The 22,435-nt window shown below is 66.1% G+C and carries 22 protein-coding genes; 14 read left to right on the top strand and 8 right to left on the bottom strand.

The features are described from left to right. Positions 1-11 precede the first annotated feature (11 nt). Both E2493_RS10910 and E2493_RS10905 read left to right on the top strand, forming a co-directional pair. A complete protein-coding gene (locus E2493_RS10910; RefSeq protein WP_135086646.1) occupies positions 12-1,985 on the top strand; it encodes a conjugal transfer protein TraG in 1,974 nt (657 codons plus the stop codon). A 9-nt stretch (positions 1,986-1,994) separates the two neighbouring features. Continuing rightward, positions 1,995-2,444: a ribbon-helix-helix domain-containing protein gene (locus tag E2493_RS10905; protein ID WP_135086644.1), complete on the top strand. Its 450-nt coding sequence runs from the start codon at positions 1,995-1,997 to the stop codon at positions 2,442-2,444. A 122-nt stretch (positions 2,445-2,566) separates the two neighbouring features. Here E2493_RS10905 and E2493_RS10900 read toward each other — a convergent pair whose 3' ends face one another. Continuing rightward, complete coding sequence (locus tag E2493_RS10900) at positions 2,567-3,052, bottom strand: DUF1993 domain-containing protein (protein WP_225421382.1); 486 nt, start codon at positions 3,050-3,052, stop codon at positions 2,567-2,569. Positions 3,053-3,408: 356 nt separating this feature from the next. Here E2493_RS10900 and trbB point away from each other — a divergent pair, with 356 nt between their 5' ends. The 11 genes from trbB to E2493_RS10845 are packed head-to-tail and all read left to right on the top strand — an operon-like array spanning position 3,409 to position 12,930. Beyond that, on the top strand, positions 3,409-4,395 hold the full coding sequence (gene trbB / locus E2493_RS10895) for a P-type conjugative transfer ATPase TrbB (protein WP_135086640.1): 987 nt from the start codon (positions 3,409-3,411) through the stop codon (positions 4,393-4,395). Beyond that, positions 4,392-4,724, top strand: a complete 333-nt coding sequence (locus E2493_RS10890) for a TrbC/VirB2 family protein (protein WP_135086638.1) — start codon at positions 4,392-4,394, stop codon at positions 4,722-4,724. Before trbB ends, E2493_RS10890 begins: the two co-directional genes overlap by 4 nt. Further along, the gene (locus E2493_RS10885) at positions 4,724-5,005 is read left to right on the top strand and encodes a VirB3 family type IV secretion system protein (protein ID WP_135086636.1); all 282 of its coding nucleotides are present in this window, start codon (positions 4,724-4,726) and stop codon (positions 5,003-5,005) included. The genes E2493_RS10890 and E2493_RS10885 overlap by 1 nt, the downstream gene beginning before the upstream one ends. Then, positions 5,002-7,485, top strand: coding sequence for a conjugal transfer protein TrbE (gene trbE, locus E2493_RS10880; protein WP_135086634.1), 2,484 nt, complete (start codon positions 5,002-5,004; stop codon positions 7,483-7,485). Before E2493_RS10885 ends, trbE begins: the two co-directional genes overlap by 4 nt. Further along, entirely contained in the window at positions 7,482-8,198 is a 717-nt protein-coding gene (trbJ, locus tag E2493_RS10875; protein ID WP_135086632.1) for a P-type conjugative transfer protein TrbJ, read from the top strand. The genes trbE and trbJ overlap by 4 nt, the downstream gene beginning before the upstream one ends. 12 nt (positions 8,199-8,210) lie before the next feature. After that, positions 8,211-8,456 (top strand): putative entry exclusion protein TrbK-alt, encoded by a 246-nt coding sequence (gene trbK-alt, locus E2493_RS10870; protein WP_135086630.1) that lies wholly within the window; start codon positions 8,211-8,213, stop codon positions 8,454-8,456. Then, positions 8,453-9,760 carry a P-type conjugative transfer protein TrbL gene (gene trbL / locus E2493_RS10865; protein WP_135086628.1) on the top strand — a complete coding sequence of 436 codons (1,308 nt, stop codon included), beginning with the start codon at positions 8,453-8,455 and terminating at the stop codon, positions 9,758-9,760. Before trbK-alt ends, trbL begins: the two co-directional genes overlap by 4 nt. Positions 9,761-9,765: 5 nt before the next feature. Beyond that, the gene (trbF, locus tag E2493_RS10860; protein ID WP_135086626.1) at positions 9,766-10,449 is read left to right on the top strand and encodes a conjugal transfer protein TrbF; all 684 of its coding nucleotides are present in this window, start codon (positions 9,766-9,768) and stop codon (positions 10,447-10,449) included. Continuing rightward, the gene (gene trbG / locus E2493_RS10855) at positions 10,446-11,468 is read left to right on the top strand and encodes a P-type conjugative transfer protein TrbG (protein ID WP_135086624.1); all 1,023 of its coding nucleotides are present in this window, start codon (positions 10,446-10,448) and stop codon (positions 11,466-11,468) included. Before trbF ends, trbG begins: the two co-directional genes overlap by 4 nt. Continuing rightward, the gene (locus E2493_RS10850) at positions 11,465-12,712 is read left to right on the top strand and encodes a TrbI/VirB10 family protein (RefSeq protein WP_135086622.1); all 1,248 of its coding nucleotides are present in this window, start codon (positions 11,465-11,467) and stop codon (positions 12,710-12,712) included. Before trbG ends, E2493_RS10850 begins: the two co-directional genes overlap by 4 nt. Further along, the gene (locus E2493_RS10845; RefSeq protein ID WP_135086621.1) at positions 12,709-12,930 is read left to right on the top strand and encodes a DUF2274 domain-containing protein; all 222 of its coding nucleotides are present in this window, start codon (positions 12,709-12,711) and stop codon (positions 12,928-12,930) included. Before E2493_RS10850 ends, E2493_RS10845 begins: the two co-directional genes overlap by 4 nt. 14 nt (positions 12,931-12,944) lie before the next feature. Here E2493_RS10845 and E2493_RS10840 read toward each other — a convergent pair whose 3' ends face one another. The 7 genes from E2493_RS10840 to E2493_RS10810 form a co-directional block, all read right to left on the bottom strand. Then, positions 12,945-13,250, bottom strand: coding sequence for a hypothetical protein (locus tag E2493_RS10840; RefSeq protein ID WP_135086618.1), 306 nt, complete (start codon positions 13,248-13,250; stop codon positions 12,945-12,947). Then, entirely contained in the window at positions 13,247-14,197 is a 951-nt protein-coding gene (locus E2493_RS10835; protein WP_135086615.1) for a LysR family transcriptional regulator, read from the bottom strand. Before E2493_RS10835 ends, E2493_RS10840 begins: the two co-directional genes overlap by 4 nt. A gap of 47 nt (positions 14,198-14,244) precedes the next feature. Continuing rightward, a complete protein-coding gene (locus E2493_RS10830; protein WP_167737485.1) occupies positions 14,245-15,651 on the bottom strand; it encodes an efflux transporter outer membrane subunit in 1,407 nt (468 codons plus the stop codon). 23 nt (positions 15,652-15,674) lie between these two features. After that, the gene (locus E2493_RS10825; RefSeq protein WP_167737484.1) at positions 15,675-16,547 is read right to left on the bottom strand and encodes a SphA family protein; all 873 of its coding nucleotides are present in this window, start codon (positions 16,545-16,547) and stop codon (positions 15,675-15,677) included. A gap of 96 nt (positions 16,548-16,643) precedes the next feature. Further along, complete coding sequence (locus tag E2493_RS10820) at positions 16,644-17,387, bottom strand: SDR family NAD(P)-dependent oxidoreductase (protein ID WP_135086606.1); 744 nt, start codon at positions 17,385-17,387, stop codon at positions 16,644-16,646. Positions 17,388-17,413: 26 nt separating this feature from the next. Then, on the bottom strand, positions 17,414-20,509 hold the full coding sequence (locus E2493_RS10815; RefSeq protein ID WP_135086604.1) for an efflux RND transporter permease subunit: 3,096 nt from the start codon (positions 20,507-20,509) through the stop codon (positions 17,414-17,416). Next, the gene (locus E2493_RS10810) at positions 20,506-21,477 is read right to left on the bottom strand and encodes an efflux RND transporter periplasmic adaptor subunit (RefSeq protein ID WP_225421389.1); all 972 of its coding nucleotides are present in this window, start codon (positions 21,475-21,477) and stop codon (positions 20,506-20,508) included. The genes E2493_RS10815 and E2493_RS10810 overlap by 4 nt, the downstream gene beginning before the upstream one ends. A 177-nt stretch (positions 21,478-21,654) precedes the next feature. Here E2493_RS10810 and E2493_RS10805 point away from each other — a divergent pair, with 177 nt between their 5' ends. Further along, entirely contained in the window at positions 21,655-22,305 is a 651-nt protein-coding gene (locus E2493_RS10805) for a TetR/AcrR family transcriptional regulator (protein ID WP_135086599.1), read from the top strand. Positions 22,306-22,435 lie beyond the last annotated feature (130 nt).

The following is a 22,435-nucleotide window of genomic DNA, read 5'->3' as shown; positions in this document are numbered from 1 at the left end:
AGGAGCCTGTTATGTCCGCCACGCAAATCCTGTGGGGCCAGATTATCGTCGTGTTCCTGATCGTGCTCGCCGGTGTATGGGGCGCGACGCAGTGGACCGCCACAGCTCTCGCTTATCAGCCGCAGCTCGGCTCGCCGTGGTTCATCGCGTTTGGTTGGCCGATCTATCCGCCGCCCTCCTTTTTCTGGTGGTGGTTCTCATTCGACGCCTACGCGCCCGAGATCTTCCAAACCGGCGGCCTGATCGCCGTGTCGGGCGGGTTCGTGTCGATCGTCGTGGCGATTGGCATGTCGGTATGGCGGGCGCGCGAGTTGAAGAACGCCGAGACCTACGGCTCGGCACGCTGGGCGAGCCCGCGCGAAGTGCGCGCCGCCGGACTGCTCGGCAGCGACGGCGTGGTGCTCGGCAAGCTCGGCGCGGATTATCTGCGCCACGACGGCCCCGAGCATGTGCTGTGCTTCGCGCCGACCCGTTCTGGCAAGGGCGTCGGGCTGGTAATCCCGTCGCTGCTGACCTGGCCCGGCTCGGCGATCGTCCACGACATCAAGGGCGAGAATTGGACGCTGACCGCAGGCTTTCGCTCGCGGCATGGCCGCGTGCTGCTGTTCGATCCGACGAACGCCGCGTCGGCTGCCTACAACCCTTTGTTGGAAGTGCGGCGCGGCCAATGGGAGGTACGCGACGTCCAGAATGTCGCCGACGTGCTGGTCGACCCCGAAGGCAGTCTCGAGCGCCGCAACCATTGGGAAAAGACCAGCCACAGCCTGCTGGTCGGTGCGATCCTGCACGTCCTTTACGCCGAGCCGGACAAGACGCTGGCGGGCGTCGCAGCCTTCCTCTCCGACCCGTCGCGCACGATCGAGGAGACGCTGGCCGCGATGATGGCAACGCCGCACTTGGGCGAGGCCGCCGTCCATCCCGTCGTCGCCAGCGCGGCGCGCGAGTTGCTGAACAAAAGCGACAACGAGCGATCGGGCGTGCTGAGCACCGCCATGTCGTTTCTCGGCCTCTACCGCGATCCGGTCGTTGCGACCGTCACGCGCGCCTGCCAATGGCGCATCGCTGATCTCGTCGAAGGCGAGCGGCCCGCCACGCTCTATCTGGTCGTGCCGCCCAGCGACATCTCGCGGACTAAGCCGCTGATCCGCCTTATCCTCAACCAGATCGGACGCCGGCTGACCGAGGAGCTGACACCCAAGGGCAACCGCCATCGCGTGCTTTTGATGCTCGACGAGTTTCCCGCGCTCGGTCGGCTGGACTTCTTCGAGTCCGCGCTGGCGTTCATGGCGGGCTATCGGCTCAAAGCCTTCCTGATCGCGCAGTCGCTCAACCAGATCGAAAAGGCTTACGGGCCGAACAACGCCATCCTCGACAACTGCCATGTCAGGGTGAGCTTCGCCACCAACGACGAACGCACGGCCAAGCGGGTGTCGGACGCGCTCGGCACCGCGACCGAGATGCGCGCGATGAAGAACTATGCCGGGCATCGCCTGTCGCCCTGGCTGGGGCATTTGATGGTATCGCGCTCCGAGACCGCCCGCCAGCTCCTCACCCCCGGCGAAGTGATGCAGCTCCCGCCCGACGACGAAATCGTCATGGTGGCGGGCGGGCGTCCGATCCGCGCGAAGAAGGCGCGGTACTTCCGCGATCGGCGGTTCGCCGAGCGCATTTTGGATGCGCCGACGCCCGCCCAGAGCCAAGCCCGGCCAGATGACTGGACTGGGCGGGCCGCTGCCGCCGACCCGGCAAACGTCGCGCGGATCGTCCGCGACCAAGAAGATGCTGCCAATGGCGGGCTGCGCCGCGAGCCGGAGCTACCGGAGCATGTCGCGGTCGCACCCGAGACGTCGCGCCCGGCAGCGCGCGAGTTCGACGTGGTCGACGACGAGCCCGATGATGCGGCCCGGCAAGCTGCCGTGCGCCGCCAGATGCAGGGGATCGCGCGGCAGGCGTCGCTCGATCCCGGTGACGGCATCGAGATGTAGGAGCGTGCCATGCGCACCAGATTGAATGTCTATTTCCCGCCCGCGCTCGCCAAGCAGGTAGACGAACTCGCGATCCGTCGACGCATCTCGCGCTCGGCGATCATCGAGGCGGCGGTGGCGTCCTATCTGTCGCCCGACGGATCGGACCGCATGGAGGCGGCGTTCGCGCGGCGGCTCGATCGCCTTACGCGGCAGGTACAGCGCCTTGAGCGCAATACGGGCCTAACAACCGAAGCACTAGCGCTGTTCGTGCGGTTCTGGTTTTCCGTCACCCCGCCGCTGCCCGACGAAGATCATGCAGCCGCGAAGGTGAAGGGGCGGAAGCGATACGAGGGGTTCGTCGAGACCCTTGGTCGACGCTTCGCCAGCGGCAAGAGCTTGTTGAACGAGATACCCGAGGATGTTTGGCCGAAAACGGAGAGTGCTTATCCCGAGCCGCTTTACGATGGCTCAAACTGATAGACTACTGGCTTAGGAGCGGACACGGGAAGAAGAGACCTTCGTAGCTTGATCGCTCCGCAACCTTGCGTCTCGTCGCAGTATCTTTTGAGCTTCTTATCTGTGTTCTTGAACCGGCATCATCACATAATCGCGACTTTATGGCGATCCATATGTGGTAGGAAGTCCATCTTGCCGATCGCCAGCCCAGCATTGCGCAGCAGCGCATACGTCATCGTCACGTGAAAATAGAAGTTCGGCATGATCCAGTCGCGGATATCTTCCTCCGACGGCATTTGAAACCGGACGCCGTTGGGCAGCGTCAGATCCACAGGTGCGTCTGCGTCCGCCCATTCTGCCGGATCAGCTGCTTCAATACGCAAACGAGTAGCGGCAATCCGATTCCGGACCTCTTGCAGGGATCGGTATGCTGTTTCTTCGAGCGGAGCGGATTTCCCCGCAACCTGATTGAGCGCCAAAAGTGCCTGATTGACCGCAACACGGATTTGCAACTCAAGCGGAAACATGTCGTCGGTGAGCTTCGCAGCAAGCACGTCGTCCGACATACCCGCTTCCTGAGCCTTGCCGACGAGGTGATCGAGTGTGCCGAGCATGTTCAGGAAGGTCATGCGTGCAGAACGAGCGTAGGACATTTCGACCCTTTCACGGCGTGAGCTTGGTGCGTCGGCGACACTCGTGCCTAAGGTCGATGGCCGAACTGCGCGAACTCATAGGCAAGGCCCGAGCACGACGCTAGCCAGTTGGCAAACACGCTATGGGCCGCACTTTGTTTAGCCGGCGATTCGGGCCGATAAAGCGCGTAGCGCTTGTTTGGCCAAAGGACCGGTTCCGACGTCGGCCACGTATCCAACGCCGTCTCTACTACGCTCGCAACTAGCTGTTGCGACAAGAGTATTTCTGCGTCTCTTGCTGTGCCCCGACAGCCGGGCGGCGGTTCGCCCGGTCCACTTGAGGGGCCAGTGCCTTGACCGTCCACCCGATCCGATCCGAGGCCAACACACGCGGCGCACGGATGCTGCGCACGGCGCTTGGACCCTCGATCGCAGCCTGGCTCGACGACCCCGCGGTCATCGAGGTGATGCTGAACCCGGACGGCCGGCTTTGGCTCGATCGGCTCGGCAAAGGCATAAGCGACACCGGCGAAACCCTGACCGCCGCCGACGGCGAGCGCATCATCCGCCTGGTCGCGCACCATGTCGGCGTCGAGGTTCACGCTCGTTCCCCGCGCGTGTCGGCCGAGCTGCCCGAAGGCGGAGAGCGGTTCGAGGGGCTACTGCCGCCAGTCGTCGCCGCGCCTGCCTTCGCCATCCGTAAGCCCGCCGTCGCCGTGTTCACGCTCGACGACTATGCCCGCGCCGGGATCATGTCGGCGAGCCAGGCGGAGGCGCTGCGGCATGGCGTCGAGACCCGCGCCAACATCCTCGTCGCGGGCGGGACCGGCAGCGGCAAGACCACGCTCGTCAACGCGCTCTTGGCCGAGGTCGCCAAGACCACCGATCGCATCGTCCTGATCGAAGACACGCGGGAGCTGCGATGCGCCGCGCCCAACCTGGTCGCGATGCGGACCAAAGATGGCGTCGTCTCGCTGTCCGATCTCGTTCGCTCCTCGCTGCGGCTGCGCCCCGATCGCATCCCGATCGGCGAGGTGCGCGGGGCCGAGGCGCTCGACCTCCTCAAAGCCTGGGGGACGGGCCACCCCGGCGGCATCGGGACGATCCACGCCGGGACTGCGCTCGGCGCGCTTCGCCGCATGGAGCAGCTCATCCAGGAAGCCGTCGTCACGGTTCCGCGCGCGCTGCTCGCCGAGACGATCGACCTGATCGCCGTCCTAGTCCGCGACGGCCACGGCCGCCGCCTCGCCGAGCTGGCCCGCGTCGACGGGCTCGATCCCGCCACCGGCGACTACCGCCTTACCCCGCTCACCACCCACAACACCGGAGACCTGCCATGATCCATGCCATCAGGCATGGCGCACGCCGCGCCATGTTCGCCGCCACTGCCAGCGTGATCGCGCTGACCTACACTGTTCCCGCCCACGCGGGCGGATCGTCGATGCCGTGGGAAGCGCCGCTGCAAAGCATCCTCGAAAGCATCGAGGGGCCGGTTGCCAAGATCATCGCGGTCATCATCATCATCGTGACCGGCCTGACGCTCGCGTTCGGTGACACATCGGGCGGGTTTCGTCGGCTCATCCAGATCGTGTTCGGCTTGTCGATCGCCTTTGCCGCGTCGAGCTTCTTCCTGTCGTTCTTCAGCTTCGGCGGCGGGGCGCTGGTCTGATGGACACGTCCGACGTTCTCGGCTCGCCGATCCCCGGCTACTACGCGCCGGTCCACCGCGCGCTGACCGAGCCGATCCTGCTCGGCGGCGCGCCGCGCTCGCTCGCCATCGTCAACGGCACGCTGGCGGGCGCGATCGGTCTGGGGCTGCGCCTCTGGATCGCCGGCATCGTCATCTGGGCGGTCGGCCACGCGCTGTCCGTCTGGGTCGCACGCCGCGATCCTCAGTTCGTGGACGTCGCCCGCCGCCACCTCCGCTTTCCGACCTGGATGCAGCCATGATGAGCCTCAGCGAATATCGCAATAAGGCCGCGCGCCTTGCCGACTTCCTGCCGTGGGCCGCCTTGGTCGGCGAAGGCGTGGTGCTGAACAAGGACGGCTCGTTCCAACGCTCAGCGCGGTTCCGCGGCCCCGATCTCGACAGCGCCACGCCCTCCGAGCTGGTCGCCGCCACGGCGCGGCTCAACAGCGCGCTGCGCCGGCTCGGCTCGGGCTGGGCGATCTTCGTCGAGGCGCAGCGCACGCCCGCGCTCAAATATCCCGAGTCCGAGTTTCCCGATCCGGTGTCGGCGCTGGTCGACATGGAGCGGCGCGAACAGTTCCGCGAGGAAGGCGCGCACTTCGAGAGCCGCTATTTCCTGACGCTGTTGTGGATGCCGCCGGCCGAAAAGGCGGCGCGCGCCGAAGGCTGGCTCTACGAGGGCCGATCCACCACCGGCGTCAATCCGCGCGAGCTGCTCGCCGGCTTCGTCGACCGCAGCGACCGGGTGCTCAACCTGGTCGAAGGCTTCGTGCCCGAGGTGCGCTGGCTCGATGACGCCGAGACGTTGACCTACCTCCACAGCACGATCTCATCTCGTCGCCAGCGGGTGCGCGTCCCCGAGACGCCCATGCACCTCGACGCGCTGCTCGCCGACGAGCCGCTGACCGGCGGGCTTGAGCCGCGCCTGGGCGAACATCACCTTCGCACGCTCACCATCGTCGGCTTTCCGAGCGTCACCTTTCCCGGCCTGCTGGACGAGCTGAACCGGCTGGCCTTCGAGTATCGCTGGTCCACCCGCGCGATCATGCTCGACAAGATAGAGGCGACCAAGCTCCTCACCAAGATCAGGCGGCAGTGGTTCGCCAAGCGCAAGAGCATCGCCGCCATTCTGAAGGAGGTGATGACCAACGAGGCGTCGGTCCTCATGGACTCGGACGCCTCGAACAAGGCCGCCGACGCCGACACCGCCTTGCAGGAGCTGGGCGCCGACTATGCCGGTATGGCCTATGTCACCGCGACGGTGACGGTGTGGGACCGCGATCCCACCGTCGCGGCCGAGAAGCTGCGGTTGGTCGAGAAGGTCGTCCAGAGCCGCGACTTCACCTGCCTAACCGAAGGCATGAACGCGATCGAGGCGTGGCTTGGGAGCCTTCCCGGCCACACCTACGCCAACGTCCGCCAGCCCCCGATTTCCACGCTCAATCTCGCCCACCTGATCCCCCTATCAGCGGTATGGGCGGGACCGGAACGGGACGAGCATTTCGGTGGACCCCCCTTGCTCTATGGCAGGACCGAAGGCTCGACCCCGTTCCGGTTTTCCCTTCACGTCGGCGATGTTGGTCACACCTTGATTGTCGGCCCAACTGGCGCGGGCAAGTCGGTGCTGCTCGCGCTGATGGCGATGCAGTTCCGCCGCTACCGACAAGCGCAGATCTTCGCGTTCGACTTCGGCGGCTCGATCCGCGCCGCGGCGCTCGCCTGCGGCGGCGACTGGCAGGACTTGGGTGGCAGCCTGTCCGACGAGACCGACGAAGGCGTGCTGCTGCAACCGCTCGCCCGCGCCCACGAGGCCGCCGAGCGTGCTTGGGCGGTCGACTGGCTGACCGCGATACTGGCGCAGGAAGGCGTGACGGTCGATCCGGCGGCGAAGGACCATCTGTGGTCGGCGCTGATGTCGCTCGGCTCCGCGCCGGTTGCCGAACGCACGCTGACCGGCCTGTCGGTGCTGCTCCAGTCACAGGCGCTCAAGCAGGCGCTCGCACCCTATTGCGTCGGTGGGCCGTGGGGCCGGTTGCTCGACGCCGAGGAGGAGCGGCTTGGCGAAGCGCGGCTGCAAGCCTTCGAGACCGAGGGCTTGGTCGGCGCGGGCGCGGCCCCTGCCGTGCTGTCCTATCTGTTTCACCGGATCGAAGGCCGGCTCGACGGCTCGCCGACCTTGCTCATCATCGACGAGGGCTGGCTGGTGCTCGACAGCCCCGCCTTCGCCGCGCAGCTCCGTGAGTGGTTGAAGACCTTGCGGAAGAAGAACGCGAGCGTCGTCTTTGCGACCCAAAGCCTCGCGGACATTGAGACCAGCAGCATTGCGCCGGCCATCATCGAGAGCTGCCCGACGCGCATCTTCCTACCCAACGACCGCGCGGCCGAGCCGCAGATCGCGGCCATCTACGCGCGGTTCGGGCTCAATGCCCGGCAGATCGAAATCCTCAGTCGGGCGACACCGAAGCGCGACTATTACTGCCAGTCGCGCCCCGGCAACCGCCTGTTCGAGCTCGGGCTGGGGGAGGTCGCGCTGGCGTTCGCCGCCGCATCGTCAAAGACCGATCAGCTCAGGATCGCCGAGCTGATCGAGGCGCACGGCCAGCAGCGCTTCGTCGCCGAATGGCTGCGCCATCGCGGCCTTGGCTGGGCCGCTGACCTGCTTCCCGCCCACGAACCCCAACCTGCGGATCGCGACCGGGAAGTCGCGCGCCGCCATTTTTCATTGGAGATCGACGAATGACCAAGTCCATCCTGCGCCGCGCGCTTCTTGCCGGTGCTCTCGCAACCACTGCTACACTCGGACTGACTTCACTGTCCGTCCCCGCTCACGCGCAGTTGATCGTCAAGGATCCGACCAACTATGCGCAGAACGTGCTGCAAGCCGCGCGGGCGCTCAGCCAAGTCAACAACCAGATCACCCAGATCCAGCAGCAAGCCCAAAGCCTCGTCAACGAAGGGCGCAATCTCGCCTCGCTGCCGTTCAGCTCGCTTCAGCAACTCCAGCAGCAGGTTCAGCGCACCCAGCAGCTGTTGGGCGAGGCACAGCGGATCGCCTATGATGTCCAAGACGTCCAGCAGGTGTTCAACGGCCGCTATCGGGGGCAGGCACTGACCGGCACGCAGGCCGAGATGATCGCCAATGCCGAGGCACGTTGGGCCGACAGCGTTGGCGCGTTCGAAGATGCGCTGCGCGTGCAGGCGGGGGTGGTCGGCAATATCGACGGCGCGCGCGCGACCATGGACCGGCTGGTGACATCGAGCCAGTCGGCGACCGGGGCACTGCAAGCCGCGCAGGCGGGGAACCAGCTGCTCGCGCTGCAATCGCAGCAGCTCGCCGACCTGACTGCCGTGCTGGCGGCGCAGGGCCGGGCGCAGGCGCTCGAGTCCGCGCGCACCACCGCGATCGAGGCCGAAAGCCGCGAGCGGTTCCGCCGCTTCCGCAGCCGCAACTGAGGCGCGCGGGCGATGTCGCGCAACCTCAAGATCGCAGGCGTCGCCGCGCTGGCCGGGATGATGCTGACCGTCGGCATCGTGTCGGCCTTGCGGCCCGAAACGACTGCCGCGCCGGTAGCGGCGTCGCCAACCGCGCCCGCTGATCCCGCGTTGGCCGATATCGAGCGGTGCCGCACCGTCACCATGCCTGACAGCGGCTGCGAAGCGGCCTGGGAGGCCAAGCGCCGACACTTCTTCGGACGGGACAACAGGCCATGAACAATACCGGCGTGATCGACACCTTCCTAGGCACCTTCACCCGCTACATCGACAGCGGGTTCGGGCTGCTCGGCGGCGAGGTCGCGTTCCTCTCGACCACGTTGATCGCCATTGATCTGACCCTCGCCGGGCTGTTTTTGGCCTGGGGCGCGGACGAGGATGTGATGCAGCGCCTCGTCAAAAAGGTGCTGTTTATCGGCACCTTCGCCTTCATCATCGGCAATTTCGGGACGCTCGCTACGATCGTGTTCGAGAGCTTCGCCGGGCTCGGGCTGCAGGCGAGCGGCGGCAGCTTCTCGCTCGCCGACTTCATGCGCCCGGGCGCGATCGCCGAGACCGGCCTTGACGCCGCCGATCCGCTGATCGCCGCGACCGAAGACCTGCTGGGCCCGGTCGGGCTGTTCACCAATTTCGTCCAGATCCTCGTGCTGCTGCTGGCGTGGGTGATCGTCGTCCTCGCCTTCTTTATCATCGCCATCCAGGTGTTCGTAACGCTGATCGAGTTCAAGCTCGTAACGCTCGCGGGCTTCGTGCTGCTGCCCTTCGCCTTCTTCAACAAGACCGCCTTCATGGCCGAGCGCGTGCTGGGCCATATCGTCTCGAGCGGTATCAAGGTGCTGGTGCTCGCGGTCATCACCGGCATCGGGACGACGCTGTTCAGCCAGTTCACCAGCGGCCCGGCCGGCCCTGAGCCCAACCTCGAGCAAGTGATGGCGATAGCGCTTGCGGCGCTCACATTGCTCGGTCTCGCCATTTTCGCGCCCGGTATCGCCAATGGCATCGTCTCGGGCGGTCCCGCACTGGGTGCCGGATCGGTCGCAGGCACGGCCCTGATGGCAGGCGGCGTGGTTGCGGGCGGGGCTTCTGCCGCAACGCTGGGTGCAGGTGCCGCAGTCGGAGCAGTCGCCGCAACCGCTCGCGGCGGTACTTTCGCTTCCGGCGCTGCAAGCAGCGCCTATGCGCTGGGCTCAGCCGGAAAGACGGGCGGGGCGGCGGTGGCGGGGGGTTCTGCTGCTGTTGGCAAGGCGGCGGTAGGTGCGGCGATGTCTCCATTGCGCAAAGCGGCGGCCTCTATGAAGGACAGCTTTCGCTCGGGCGGACGGGCTGCCGTGACCACCACAGGTGGCACCATCTCGGGCGGCGCGCCAGCGCCGACCGCCCCGGCAGACGGCCCGCCCGCCTGGGCGGCCGCGATGCGCAACCGGCAAACCATGACCCACGGCGCGACCATTGCCGCCCATACGCTGCGCTCGGGCGATGGCGGGGGCAGCGGTGCGTCGGTCGATGTCAGCGAGAAGGATTGAATAGCATGTTTCGACGACCCTCCATTCGGTACAACACTACCCCGCAGCCAGTGACGCCTTACCAGCGCGCTGCTCAGGCCTGGGACGACCGTATTGGCTCGGCGCGCGCGCAGGCGAAGAACTGGCGACTCGCCTTCTTCGGCGCGCTCTCGCTGTCGGGCGGGCTTGCAGGCGGCCTCATCTGGCAATCGGCGCGCGGCCATATCGTGCCCTGGGTGGTGCAGGTTGACCGCTTGGGCGAGGCGCAGGCGGTCGCGCCCGCCGAAGCGGGCTATCGCCCGACCGATCCGCAGGTGGCGTTCCACCTCGCGAGGTTCATCGAGCAGGTGCGCAGCATCCCGGCCGATCCGGTGGTCGTCCGCCAGAACTGGCTGCGCGCCTACGACTTCACTACCGACCGCGGCGCGCTGGCATTGAACGACTATGCCCGCGCCAACGACCCGTTCGCCAATGTCGGGCGGGTGCAGGTTGCGGTCGATGTGTCGAGCGTCATCCGGGCTTCGCCCGACAGCTTCCGCGTCGCCTGGACCGAGCGCCGCTATCAGGACGGCAGCCTGACCGCGACCGAGCGCTGGTCGGCGATCCTGACCGTGGTGGTCCAGCCGCCGCGCACCCCCGATGCGCTGCGCAAGAACCCACTCGGCATCTTCGTCAACGCCCTCAACTGGTCACGGGAGCTGTCCCAATGAAACGCCACTCGTTCCGCCGCGCCACAAGTGCGGCTTTGCTCGCCTCCGCCTCCGCGCTCGCTGGTTGCGCTATAACCTCCGCCCGCGTGCCGGATGTCGCCGCCGATCCGCCGAGAGCGGAGATCGCTGCGACACTGGCGCCGCCCCCTCAGCCTGTGGTCCAAGTCATCGCGATTCCCGAGCCGCTTCCGCTGCCCGGCCAGCTTCAGCCGGTGACCGACAGGCCCGTGTCCCGCGAGCCCGCCGATCCGCGCCGCCGCGTCGGCGCGGCCAATGCCGCCGCGCGCGTTCAGCCCGTGCGCGATGGCTTCCTCAACGCCATCCAGCAATACCCCTGGACCGAAGGGGCGCTCTATCAGGTCTATTCCGCGCCCGGACAGGTGACGGACATCGCCTTGCAGCCCGGCGAGCAGCTTGTCGGGCCGGGGCCGATCGCCGCCGGCGACACCGTGCGCTGGATCATCGGCGATACGGTGAGCGGGAGCGGGCCGAGTGCGCGCATCCATGTTCTGGTCAAGCCGACGCGGCCGGACCTGTCCACGAACCTCGTCATCAACACCGACCGGCGCACCTATCATCTCGAGCTGCGCGCGACACCATCGACCTATATGGCGTCGGTGTCGTGGACCTATCCGCAAGACGCGCTGATCGCATTGCGCGGCGCGAACATCGCCGCCGCAGCCATGCCGGTTGCCACTGGCATCGACGTGACCGCGCTCAACTTCCGCTACCGGATCGAGGGGGATCGTGCGCCGTGGCGTCCCGTCCGCGCCTTCGACGACGGGCGGCAGGTCTTCATCGAGTTTGCTGAAGGCATCGCGGAAGGCGAGATGCCGCCGCTGTTCGTAACCGGCGCGAGCGGTGACGCCGAGCTGGTCAACTACCGGGTGCAGGGCCGTTACATGGTGGTCGACCAACTGTTCGCCGCCGCCGAACTGCGTCTTGGTGATCGGAGGAACGCGCAGCGCGTCCGCATCATCCGCGACGGTGCAGACGTTCGCCGGGGGCGTCGGTCATGACCGAGAAGCGCGAAGCACCACACGCCGACGCCGCCGACCGAGAAGAAGATGCCGCGCCCGACGGGTCTCCGCAGCCTCACTCCACCGATCCTCGACCATTCCAGCTCCGAAGCGATCCGCCGCGGGTCATGCGTCTATCGCCCAAAGCGCTGGCGGTCATCGGTGCGGGGCTAGGTCTGGGCCTCGGCGGCTCGCTGATCTACGCGCTCGCGCCGCAGGCCGAAAGGCCGGCCGAAGAACTCTACAACACCGACAATCGCACAACGTCAGAGGCGATCACGTCCGGACCGCGCGACTATGGCAGCGTGCCCAAGCTTGGCCCGCCGCTCCCCGGCGACCTTGGTGGCCCGATCGTGTCGGCTCAGCAGCGTGGACAGAACGTAACCGTACCGCCGGTCGGCACCGCACCGCCATCGCCCGATCCGCGCGTCCAGGCGGCGGAGGCGGCCCGGCAGCGGGCGGAGCAGGAACGTGACTCTGCGCGCATGAGCGGTGTCTTTCTCGGCGGAGGCAGCGGTGATGCTGGACGGCCAGCGGCTCCGGCGCTCCCTGATCTCGCGGGCATGCCAGCGCAGCCACCCGCCGCGCAACCTGCCGAGCGTATTGCCGCGCGGGACTTCCTCGCTCGGGAATCGAACCGTCGCATTGTAAGCCCCGAACGGCTGGTCGCACCTGCATCGCCCAACATTCTGCAAGCCGGGAGCATGATCCCGGCGGCGCTCGTCACCGGCATCCGTTCCGACCTGCCCGGTCGGATCACCGCGCAAGTGACGCAGAACGTCTATGACAGCCCGACGGGTCGTATCCTGCTCATCCCGCAGGGCGCGCGCCTCATCGGCGAGTATGACAGCGAGGTCGCCGCCGGGCAAACGCGCGTGCTGCTCGCCTGGGATCGGCTCATCATGCCCGATGGGCGTTCGATCATTCTCGAACGCCAGCCCGGCGCGGACGCCGCCGGGTTCGCCGGGTTGCAGGACCGGGTGAACCAGCACTGGGGCAACCTGTTCCGCGCGGCAGCGATCTCGACGCTACTTGGTATCGGTGCCGAATTAGGCGCGGACAGCGACGACGACCTGGTGCGCGCGCTGCGCCGAGGATCGCAGGACGCGATCAACCAGACCGGCCAACGCGTTGTCGACCGCCAGCTTAACGTGCCGCCCACGCTCACCATTCGGCCGGGCTATCCGCTGCGCGTGGTACTGACCCGCGACCTTATCCTCGAGCCGATCGGAGCAACGCGATGACGAAGCTGAAGCTGGGAGCGTTAAGCGACGATCGCCCGATAAAGCTGACGGTGGAGCTGCCTGCGGCAGTTCACCGGGATCTTGTCGCCTATGCATCCGCTCTCGCGGCCGAGACGGGTGGGCAGCCTGTGCCGCCCGAGCGCTTGGTCTCGCCGATGCTCACGCGGTTCATGGACACCGATCGCGGGTTCCGAAAGCATCGCGCGACAGGAGGTTGAGGTGCCGGCAAGCTCTATCGTTCCCTGAAACGCTTGAAGCGCTCGCGACTTTCGGCCTCGATAATAGCGCGCTCGGCATTCGCGCATTCGTCGCCGCGCCCAGAGCCGTCACGGCATTGCGCCGTCACCCGGCGGGCTTCGTCGAGATTGGCCAAGAAATACTGCGTTTCTCGCGGTTCAGCGGGCGCGGCGGCGACCGCAACAGACCTGCTAGCGGAAGGCATCGGGAGCGGCGCGATCACGGGTCGAAGAATGAATCCTGCGTAAAAACCGACCACCAGCGCCGCCGCGACCGCCAGAACCATAGTACGCGACATCATCTCGCCTCCGTCTGCTCCCCAAATCCTTTCACCACGCCGTTCAAACCAAACGAAAGAGCGTAGCGCCTACGCACGAAATCTAGAAAGCGCTTGAGTGCTGGATTGCCGTTGTCTTCTCGCCAATAGCCCGAATAGCTGATCAGCGCCGGACCCTGCTCCCCATGAGCCGGGCGGTAGACGAGATTAGGATAATGCGCACCAGTGGCGCCCTCGCCTACAATCGACAGGAGCTTGGTGTCGCCGATGAGGCTCAGGATTGCTTCGCGACTCACAGGATACAACGCAATGCTTGGGTCGGCACCGGACTTCCACAGGCGTCCAAGAAGCATGTCGCGAAAGTCGGGTCCCGGATCGGCGGTTCCTAGGACGAAGCGTTGATCGCGCAAGTCGGTCCAGTGCACAATCTCGAGTGCGGCGAGCAGATGGTCCGCCGGCATCGCGGCGAAGACGCGCTCGCTCCAAAATGTGGCATGCCGATACTGGTGACGGTCGACGTCGCCCATCAAAATGGCGATGTCGACGGCATCGCTGTCGAGACTTGCGAACAACGTGTTCCGATCCGCCTCGAGGCCCTCGACTGCCAAATTCGGATTTTTGCGACGCGCCTCGATCAGTGTAGCACGCAGATTGCCGGCTGATAGCGAGCTGTTGAAGCCGATCGTCAAGACGCCGGACCGGCCCGAGCCTGCTGAGCGGCTTGCTGCAAGCATTCGATCCGCGCTAGCCAGCATTGTTCTGGCCCCGCGCAGGAAATGCAGGCCGGCGTCGGTCGGGCTCACGCCAGCGCGCGAGCGGATGAAAAGCTCTGCGCCCAGCGTACGTTCTAGCCGAAGGATTGCTCGGCTCAGAGTTGATTGTCCAATGTCGAGCGCGAGTGCTGCGCGGTAGAAGCTGCCATGATCGGCGGCGGCGAGCACATAACGAAGCTGACGTATGTCGAATGACATGGTCGACTACGCCTAGGCCGCAGAATTTTCTGCGTCGCTTAACGCCCTCATAGCGCATCCGGCGAATCTACGGGTCCGCCAATCGCTCGGTAGACCCGGACCGAAGCAAGCGAGACGTTTCGCTTAGCGAGCGCTTCGTTTTGGCGGCTATTCAGCAAACGGCGATCCAATTCGAGAAGATCGCTGATCGCTGTGATCCCGGCATTGTAGCTTCGCTGACCGACGTAACGGGCTTGGGCGAGATCGCTTACTGCGCGTCCAAGCTCTCGAGCTTCGCGTTCGCGCGCGACAAGTTCAAAAAGCGCATTCTCGACATCCTCAGTCGCGCCGAGCAACGTACGACGGTAGTTCGCAAGGGCAGCCGCTTCTTGTCCGCGCGCCGCATCTACTTCGGCATCGATCCGCGCGAAATCGAACAGTCGCCACCGCAGCCCGAAGATCGCGGAGGCTTGGACCGCGTCGCCCGTAAAGAGGTTGCCCGCATCGACGGCTTGCAGGCCGAGCAGGCCACTGAGCGAGAAAGTTGGATAGTATTCCGCGAGCGCTGTGCCGACGCGAGCATTCGAACTGGCGAGACGGCGCTCGGCCGCCTGGATGTCGGGCCGCCGGCGAAACACCGTACTCGGCGTTTCCAAATCGACCAGCGCCGGCGCCCGGGGGACGGTGGTCGCGCGCGAGCGACCGGCGATGGCTTTGCCACCTGTCATGACATGGAGCCGATTGATCTGCGTCTCGCGCTCAATGGTCAGAGGTTCGCGCTCAGCCCTGATCGTGGACACTTGCGCATTGGCCTCGTCGCGTTCGCCAAGGTTTGCTTCGCCGACCTCGAACCGCCTGCCTACCGCAGTAGCAAGCCGCGACTGAACCGCGAGTTGCTCGTCGAGGATGGCGAGCCGTTCGTCGGCCGACACCAAGCGCAGATAGGAGTCCGCAACCTGAGCGGCGATCGCGATCCTGACCCCTTCGAGGAGCGCCGCGCGTTCCTCGGCATCGGCGGCTGCGACCGCGGCGCGGCCGCGCAGCCGACCGAACAGATCGAGTTCCCAGGACGCAGAAAGCGCGCCCTCGAACACCGACAGGTCGCGCTCGAACCCGGGGGCGTTGCGAGCGAATTGTCCGATCGGCGATTCGAGCGACTGGCGCTGCTGGCTCGCCTGTGCCGTGAGCGAGCCGCCCGGCCGCCGTTCAGCCCCGGCGCGCCTGGCGAGCGCGCGCGCTTCGTCCAGACGAGCTGCGGCTTCCGCCACGTCGAGATTGTCGTTGAGGGCAATTTCTACGAGCGAGGTCAGCTGCGGATCGTTGAACCCGCGCCACCAGCTTGCCAGTTGCGGAGCGGCCGGAACGGGTTGCCGCTGGGCAGCCGCGGCTGCGTTGCGGAACGCTCCGCTTACTTCCAGCTCCGGTGGGCTGTACGGCGCTTGCGTCGCGCAAGCGCTGAGGGTGAGGGCGAGCAAAACGGCGGGGGCGGGGCGCAGCCTTAGCCGAGCGGAGTGTAAAACTGAAGCCATAGAGTCTGATTCTCGCTGCGGTTGCGGACGTCAAAATCCTGTTGGAACTTGGCGATGAGCTGCAGACGGCCGTCAGGCGACCAGCGGACCTGAGGACCGATGGCCTTGGCGCGCGCGCGATTGCCGCTAGATATCCGCACCCCGGCCTGTTCGTCATCGCTCACCTGTTCGAGCACAAACCCGCCCACGCCGATCGCCAGATCGGGGCGCACGCTCCAGTCAGCGGCGAACTCGACACCGAGTTCCTCGCCGGAGTTGTAGTCAGTCTCCGAGTTCTCGAAATTGTGATTGTAGACCGCCTTGGCCGACACGACGACGTCGGGTCCCGCAAACCATGTCACCGCCACATTGGGCTCGATCACCCAGGCGTTGCGCGAGAGGTTGGCGCGGCCGACCTCGTAGCTTCCACTGGGCACGCCGATATCCAGCGACGCCCAGACATGGACTTCGCGGCCATGCCATCCGAGCGCGACGGGGATGATCGTGGGGTCGCCGATGGTGAAGCGGCTGTCCCTGAAGGCAGGTGTTGCAAGTTCGACACGCCCGACTGGGACGGTCGCGCCCGAGGCAAGCTGCCCGCCCAGCACCTTGCGATCCCAGACCCGCACGATGCGGGCGGCGTTGACCAGTCCGGTGAACTCGAACTCCGGAACCACGGACTCGCCGTCCTCGCCGTTGAACCGGTCAGATGTGACGAAGGCAGTATAGTTGAAGTAATGCCAGCCGGGCGGCGGCATGTAGCCCGGCAGGATGGTCTCGACGCCGAACGGGTAAATCGATCCGCCGCCCTCGCTTGCCGACGCCACACTCGCGCTCGCCATCATCATCAGACTGAAGCTCATCCGTACCGCTTTCATGTCGCCCCTCCCGAGGTCGACCGCGATCGGTTGCCGGTCTCTCGCCGGTCGTGGCCGATGCGCGGCTGTTGAAAAATCAGCTCACGCCATCACCCAGCCACCGTCGACGCGCAGCTGCTGGCCAGAGATGAAGCCCGAGCCGTCCTGGCAGAGGAACCGCACGGCATTGGCGATGTCGGCGGCACCGCCGCGGCGCTTGACCGACTGGTAGCCCTTCACCTCTTCATCGAAGGTTGACCAGCGCTCGCCCCAGGCTGCATGTTCGGCTGGGCTCTCCAGCGCGCCGGGGCTGACGAAATTAACCGTGACGCCGTGCGGTCCGAGTTCGCGGGCGAGGGCGCGCGTCAGGCCAAGCAGCGCACCCTTGGACATTAGATAACCCGCAAAGTTCGCGAACATGCCGTCGAGCATGGTCGAGCCGATGTTAACGATGCGGCCCCAGCCGCGCTCGATCATCACCGGCGCGAGGGCCTGGGACAGGTAGAACGCCGCGTGCGCGTTCACCTGCTGCTGTCGCTCGAACTCCGCCCGCTCGATCGCCTGCAGGGGCTTCACGATGACATAGCCGACATTGTTGACGAGCACATCGAAGCCGTCGGGATATGCCCGCCCGACCGCCGCTCCGGCGTCGGGGGCCGCCAGATCGACGGCCATGCTGGACGCATCGATCATTCGTTGGGCGAGCGCGGCGCGTGCCATCTCGAGACGCTCCGCATCCGCGTCGACCAGCACGACCTCGAACCCGTCCTGAGCGAGCAGGTAAGCCTGTTCGATCCCCAGAAACCCCGCGCCGCCGGTGATCAGCGCCTTCTTCGATTTTTCCATTCTCGCTCTCCTTTCGCTTGTCGTGCTCAGGTTGCCGGCACCGGCTCGGCAGCAGGGGGCGCGGCGGTGGAAGGCTCGGCGGGTTCGCGGCGGACGCGGAACCACAGCGCGCAAAGCGCGGGCACGAAGAACAGGGTCAGCACAGTGGCGACCGCCAGCCCGCCCATGATGGCGATTGCCATCGGTCCCCAGAAGGTCGACCAGGTGAGCGGGATCATCGCCAAAATGGCGGCGAGCGCAGTCAGCACCACAGGCCGAGCGCGCCGCACAGTCGCCTCGACGATCGCGGTCCACGCGGGTGCGCCATCGGCGATGTCGCGATCGATCTGGTCGACGAGGATCACCGAATTGCGCATGATCATCCCGGCCAGCGCGATGACTCCAAGTTGCGCCACGAAGCCGAACGGCGCCTGGAAGAGAAGCAGCGCGAAAACGACGCCGATGAGCCCAAGCGGAGCGGTCAGGAACACCATCGTCATGCGGCTGAAGCTCTGCAGCTGGATCATAAGCAGCGTCAGCCAGAGCCCCAGCATGACCGGGAAGAGCTTGAAGATGGAGGCCGACCCCTTGGCCGCTTCCTCGACCGCCCCGCCCATCTCGATACGGTAGCCCGCAGGCATCCGGTCGCGAACGGCGTCGAGTTTCTCGTTCAGGGCGCCGCTCACATCGGGGCCTTGGACGCCATCGATCACATCGCCGCGCACGATCAGCGAGGCGTCGCGGTTGCGCCGCCAGACGACGCCATCCTCGAGCTCCGGGACGATCCTTGCTACCTGATCGAGCGGCACGGAGCCTCCCGAGGGAACGCGGATGCTCAATTCGTTTATGCGCTCGGCCATCGCGCGCTCGTCGGGCGCGGCGCGGGCGACGACGTCGATGAGCTCGGAGCGATCGCGGACTTGCGTGACGGTGTAGCCCGAGAGCAGCGTCTGGAGCGTTTGCGAGACATCCTGCGGGGTCAGCCCGAGCGCGCGCGCCCGTTCTTGGTCGACCACCAGCTGCAGCGCCTTGGTGCGCTCGAACCACTGGAAGTTGACGTCGCGCATGCGCGGGTCCGTGCGCATCGTATCGCGCACCTGTGCCGCGTAGGTCCGCACCGTATCGGGGTCCGGCCCCATGACCCGGAACTGCACCGGATAGCCGACCGGGGGCCCGTTCTCAAGCCGCGAGACCCGGACCCGCACGTCCGGCATCGCCGCCTTGAGCTTCGCATCGAGATCGCGCGCCAGCGCGACGCTGTCCTCGGCCTTCTTCGGCTTGGCGATGAACTGCGCGAAAGCGAGGTTGGGCAGTTCGGGATTGAGTGCGAGGTAGAAGCGCGGGCCGCCGCCGCCGACATAGCTGACCACGTCCTCGGTCCGGGGATCGCGACGCACGAGGCGCTCCAGCGTCCGCGCGGCGGCGAGCGTGGCGGCGTAGGAAGAGCCTTCGGCCAGTTCCAAGTCGATCAAGACCTCCTCTCGCGACGATGAAGGGAAGAACTGCTGCGGCACGAAGGGAAATGCCGCGAGCGAGGCAACGAAGGCGCCGACCGTCAGGCCCAAGGTGAGCTTGCGACGAGAAACGCACCAGTCGACCGCCGAGCGCAGGCGCCGGTAGAGCTTGCCGTCATAGCCATGCGTTCCGTGGCCTGCGGCTTTAGCCGGCAGCAGCTTGTAGCCCAGATAGGGCGTGAACAGCACTGCGACGATCCAGGAGACCACCAGCGAGATGCCGACCACCCAGAAGATCGCGTTGGTGTATTCGCCAGAGCCCGAGCGGGCGAAGCCCACGGGCACAAACCCGGCGGCGGTGATCAGCGTACCGGTGAGCATCGGGAAGGCGGTCGAGGTCCAGGCGAAGGAGGCGGCGCGGAACCGATCCCAGCCCTCCTCGAGTTTGACGAGGATCATCTCGACCGCGATAATCGCATCGTCGACCAGCAGCCCCAGTGCGATGATGAGCGCGCCGAGCGAGATGCGGTGCAGGTCGAGACCGCCGAGGTCCATGATGACGAAGGTGATCGCCAGCACCAGCGGAACGCTCAGCGCAACGACCATGCCCGCCCGCCAGCCGAGCGAGAGGAAACTCACCCCGAGCACAATGCCGAGCGCGAGGACGAAGTGGAGCTCGAACTCGGCGACCGAATGCTCGACCACATAGGGCTGGTCGGACACCTTTTCGATATCGATCCCGGCCGGCAGGGCCGCCTGAATCGCTTCCATTTCACGAGCAAGGTTCTCGCCGAGCGCGAGAATGTCTCCACCTTCGACCATCGAAACTGCCAGCGCGGTGACGCGCTCGCCATTCCAGCGCATCGAGAAGACCGGCGGGTCGGCAAAACCTCGTGTGACGGTGGCGACATCGCCGAGCCGGAACTGACGCCCGTCGACAGCGATCGGTGTCCCGGCGATCGCCTCGACCGAGTCGACCGCGCCGGTCACATTCAGGCGGATACGGGTCGTCGGCGCCTCGATGGTTCCAGAAGGCGTGACGGCATTTTGACGGGCGAGGCTGTCGAGAATGGCTTGGGGTGCGAGGCCGAGTTCGGCCAGGCGTGCGGTCTCGAACTCGACGAAGAATCGTTGCTCTTGCACTCCCCAGAGCTCAACCTTGGAGACATCGGGAAGACGGAGTAGCCGCTGACGCGCCGAAAGCAGCACGCGCTTCATCTCGGAATCGTCGAACCCGTCCGAGCGGAAGGCGTAGATCGAGCCGAAGGTATCGCCAAAATCGTCGTTGAAATAAGGTCCGACGATCCCGCTCGGCAGCAGCGGACGGATGTCGCCGACGCGCTTTCTGACCTGATACCAGCTGTCCGGAACCTCGGCCGGCGGCGTGTCGTCGCGCAGCCATACGAAAAGAGTTGCCTCTCCGGGGCGCGAGTAGCTCGAAACATAGTCGAAGTTCGGCGCTTCCTGGAGCGCGCGTTCGATCTCGTCGGTGACCTGCGTTTCCATCTCGCGCGCACTGGCACCAGGCCAGGCGACGCGGATAACCATTGTTTTGACAGTGAAGGACGGATCCTCGGCCCGCCCGAGCGCGAAATAGGCCGATAGCCCTGCGAATACCGAGACGACCATGGCGAAGATGACGAGCGCACGGTGGCGCAGCGCCCATTCGGAGAGGTTGAAGCCGCTCATGGCAGTCGCCCATCCCACACGCGGACCGGTGTCTTGACATCAAGACGATGGACGCCAGCGGTGACGACGCGCTCGCCCGCCCGCACGCCGCGCGCGACCGAGAATGTCTCGGACCCCATTTCGCCGATGGTTATCGGACGAAGCTCGAGCGTTGCCCGGTCTCGCTTGACGATCCAGACGGCCGGACGCTTCGCGTCCTGGAACAGCGCAGTAATTGGCAGACGGATCGCTGACGAGCGCGTCCCACCGGTGAAGCGTACTCGCGCGGTCATGCCCAGCCGCGCCGGCCCGCCATCGGGAATTGCGACCCGGACGCGGAAGGTGCGCGTGGCCGGATCGGCGGACGGCGCGATCTCGCGGACACGACCCGCCAGGCGCGCGTCGTTGCCGACAAGCTCGACAGTGGCGGGCTGGCCAAGCGAGAGGTCGGCTATCCGACCTTCCGGCACATCCACGACCGCTTCCATGCCGCCATCGCGCGCGACGCGAAACGCTGGCTGTCCCGCCGCCAGATACTGGCCGACCTCGGCGTCGACTGCGGTCACCACCCCGGATACGGGCGCACGCAGAGTGGCATAGCCGAGCTCGTCTTGTAGAAGGGATTGTCGACTCTGGGCTTCGGTCAGCCGGGCCCGGGCAGTGTCGCGCGTGGTCCGGAGCCGTTCGAATTGGGCGGGCGCGACGATGCGCTCGTTCGCGAGATCTGCGTTGCGTGCGACATCGCCTTCGGCCTGCTGCAGTTCGGCGCGCGCGGCGGCGGTCGCCCCGCGTGCCTCGCGCAGCGCCAAGGCGAAGGGAGCGGTCTCGAGCTGCGCCAGCACCGTTCCCTGACCGACCCGGTCTCCGACGTCGACTGGACGCGCGATCAGGCGACCCGCGACCCGGAAGCCGACTGCGCTTTCGACTCGCGGCGCGATGTCGCCAGCATAGCTGAAGGCGCCATCGTCAACGTTCGAAGAAGCCAGCATGGTGCGCACCGAGACTGGGGCAGGCTCCCCTCCGGCGGGTCCGCCGCATCCCGACAGCATCAAGCCACCGGCAAGAAGACTTACGGCGGCGACACAACGGTTCATGCGGCAATCCTTGCGTGACACGTCGCAGCCGGCTAGAATCATACCGTACCGAACGCTACTGTTTGAGGTCCGATGTCACAGCCCGACCAAGAATTCAAGCCCAAACCGATGCAGCGCCGCGGTGCGGCGCGTCGCCGCGCCATGCTCGACGCTGCTGCGGCCATTTTTTTGGAGAAGGGATATGAGCGCTCTTCGGTCGCGGAAATCGTCGCGCGCGCCGGAGGCTCGAAATCGCTGCTCTACGAGCAGTTCAAGGACAAGGCCGGCCTGTTCGAGGCGATGATGGTCGAGCGCTGCGCGGAAATTCTCGAGCCGCTCAAACGCGAGATGGGTGAGGCGGATGATCCGTGCCGCACTCTAACGCGGCTTGGCCGCCAGTTCGTGCGCGTGCTGGCAAGCGACGACGCCATAGCCCTGCAACGGATCGTCTATTCCGAGGGCGCGCGCAACCCTGACATTGCCGATATCTTCTTCGGTAAGGGTCACGAGATCGCCTACGATAAGCTAACCGACTTCTTGAGCGAGCTCGCGCCTGGCACTACCGACGAAATCCGCCGACGCTGGGCTATACTTTTCTTCGCCATGCTCCAGGGAGACGCGACACAGCGGATCCTCGCAGGCGTATCCGATCAGCCGACGCAGAAAGAGATAGACGGATACATCGATAATGCGGTCACTTGGCTCGTTGGGTGCGCCGACAGCCCGGCATCCAGGAACACGTGACCGGCGTCGGCGCCCGAACGCTGGGGGTCATGTTAGCGCCGATACCATTGACCTTCTGCCCGTTTTCTGGACCGCTTTGAGCTGAAAATTCCACTTATGGAGGAGGACCACGGAAGCGGAGTGAGTGATG

The organism is Sphingomonas parva (ex Maeng et al. 2020) (assembly GCF_004564275.1).
Lineage (GTDB): Bacteria > Pseudomonadota > Alphaproteobacteria > Sphingomonadales > Sphingomonadaceae > Allosphingosinicella > Allosphingosinicella parva.
Note: the sequence above shows the minus strand (reverse complement) of the source record. Positions and strands in the feature narration are given on the sequence as shown.

What these genes read in the sequence shown, in the direction of transcription:
- E2493_RS10910 (WP_135086646.1), top strand. Translation starts at nt 12, where the DNA reads ATGTCCGCCACGCAAATCCTGTGGGGCCAGATTATCGTCGTGTTCCTG.
- E2493_RS10905 (WP_135086644.1), top strand. Translation starts at nt 1,995, where the DNA reads ATGCGCACCAGATTGAATGTCTATTTCCCGCCCGCGCTCGCCAAGCAG.
- E2493_RS10900 (WP_225421382.1), bottom strand. Translation starts at nt 3,052, where the DNA reads ATGACCTTCCTGAACATGCTCGGCACACTCGATCACCTCGTCGGCAAG.
- E2493_RS10890 (WP_135086638.1), top strand. Translation starts at nt 4,392, where the DNA reads ATGATCCATGCCATCAGGCATGGCGCACGCCGCGCCATGTTCGCCGCC.
- E2493_RS10885 (WP_135086636.1), top strand. Translation starts at nt 4,724, where the DNA reads ATGGACACGTCCGACGTTCTCGGCTCGCCGATCCCCGGCTACTACGCG.
- trbE (WP_135086634.1), top strand. Translation starts at nt 5,002, where the DNA reads ATGATGAGCCTCAGCGAATATCGCAATAAGGCCGCGCGCCTTGCCGAC.
- trbJ (WP_135086632.1), top strand. Translation starts at nt 7,482, where the DNA reads ATGACCAAGTCCATCCTGCGCCGCGCGCTTCTTGCCGGTGCTCTCGCA.
- trbK-alt (WP_135086630.1), top strand. Translation starts at nt 8,211, where the DNA reads ATGTCGCGCAACCTCAAGATCGCAGGCGTCGCCGCGCTGGCCGGGATG.
- trbL (WP_135086628.1), top strand. Translation starts at nt 8,453, where the DNA reads ATGAACAATACCGGCGTGATCGACACCTTCCTAGGCACCTTCACCCGC.
- trbF (WP_135086626.1), top strand. Translation starts at nt 9,766, where the DNA reads ATGTTTCGACGACCCTCCATTCGGTACAACACTACCCCGCAGCCAGTG.
- trbG (WP_135086624.1), top strand. Translation starts at nt 10,446, where the DNA reads ATGAAACGCCACTCGTTCCGCCGCGCCACAAGTGCGGCTTTGCTCGCC.
- E2493_RS10850 (WP_135086622.1), top strand. Translation starts at nt 11,465, where the DNA reads ATGACCGAGAAGCGCGAAGCACCACACGCCGACGCCGCCGACCGAGAA.
- E2493_RS10845 (WP_135086621.1), top strand. Translation starts at nt 12,709, where the DNA reads ATGACGAAGCTGAAGCTGGGAGCGTTAAGCGACGATCGCCCGATAAAG.
- E2493_RS10840 (WP_135086618.1), bottom strand. Translation starts at nt 13,250, where the DNA reads ATGATGTCGCGTACTATGGTTCTGGCGGTCGCGGCGGCGCTGGTGGTC.
- E2493_RS10835 (WP_135086615.1), bottom strand. Translation starts at nt 14,197, where the DNA reads ATGTCATTCGACATACGTCAGCTTCGTTATGTGCTCGCCGCCGCCGAT.
- E2493_RS10825 (WP_167737484.1), bottom strand. Translation starts at nt 16,547, where the DNA reads ATGAGCTTCAGTCTGATGATGATGGCGAGCGCGAGTGTGGCGTCGGCA.
- E2493_RS10820 (WP_135086606.1), bottom strand. Translation starts at nt 17,387, where the DNA reads ATGGAAAAATCGAAGAAGGCGCTGATCACCGGCGGCGCGGGGTTTCTG.
- E2493_RS10815 (WP_135086604.1), bottom strand. Translation starts at nt 20,509, where the DNA reads ATGAGCGGCTTCAACCTCTCCGAATGGGCGCTGCGCCACCGTGCGCTC.
- E2493_RS10810 (WP_225421389.1), bottom strand. Translation starts at nt 21,477, where the DNA reads ATGCTGGCTTCTTCGAACGTTGACGATGGCGCCTTCAGCTATGCTGGC.
- E2493_RS10805 (WP_135086599.1), top strand. Translation starts at nt 21,655, where the DNA reads ATGTCACAGCCCGACCAAGAATTCAAGCCCAAACCGATGCAGCGCCGC.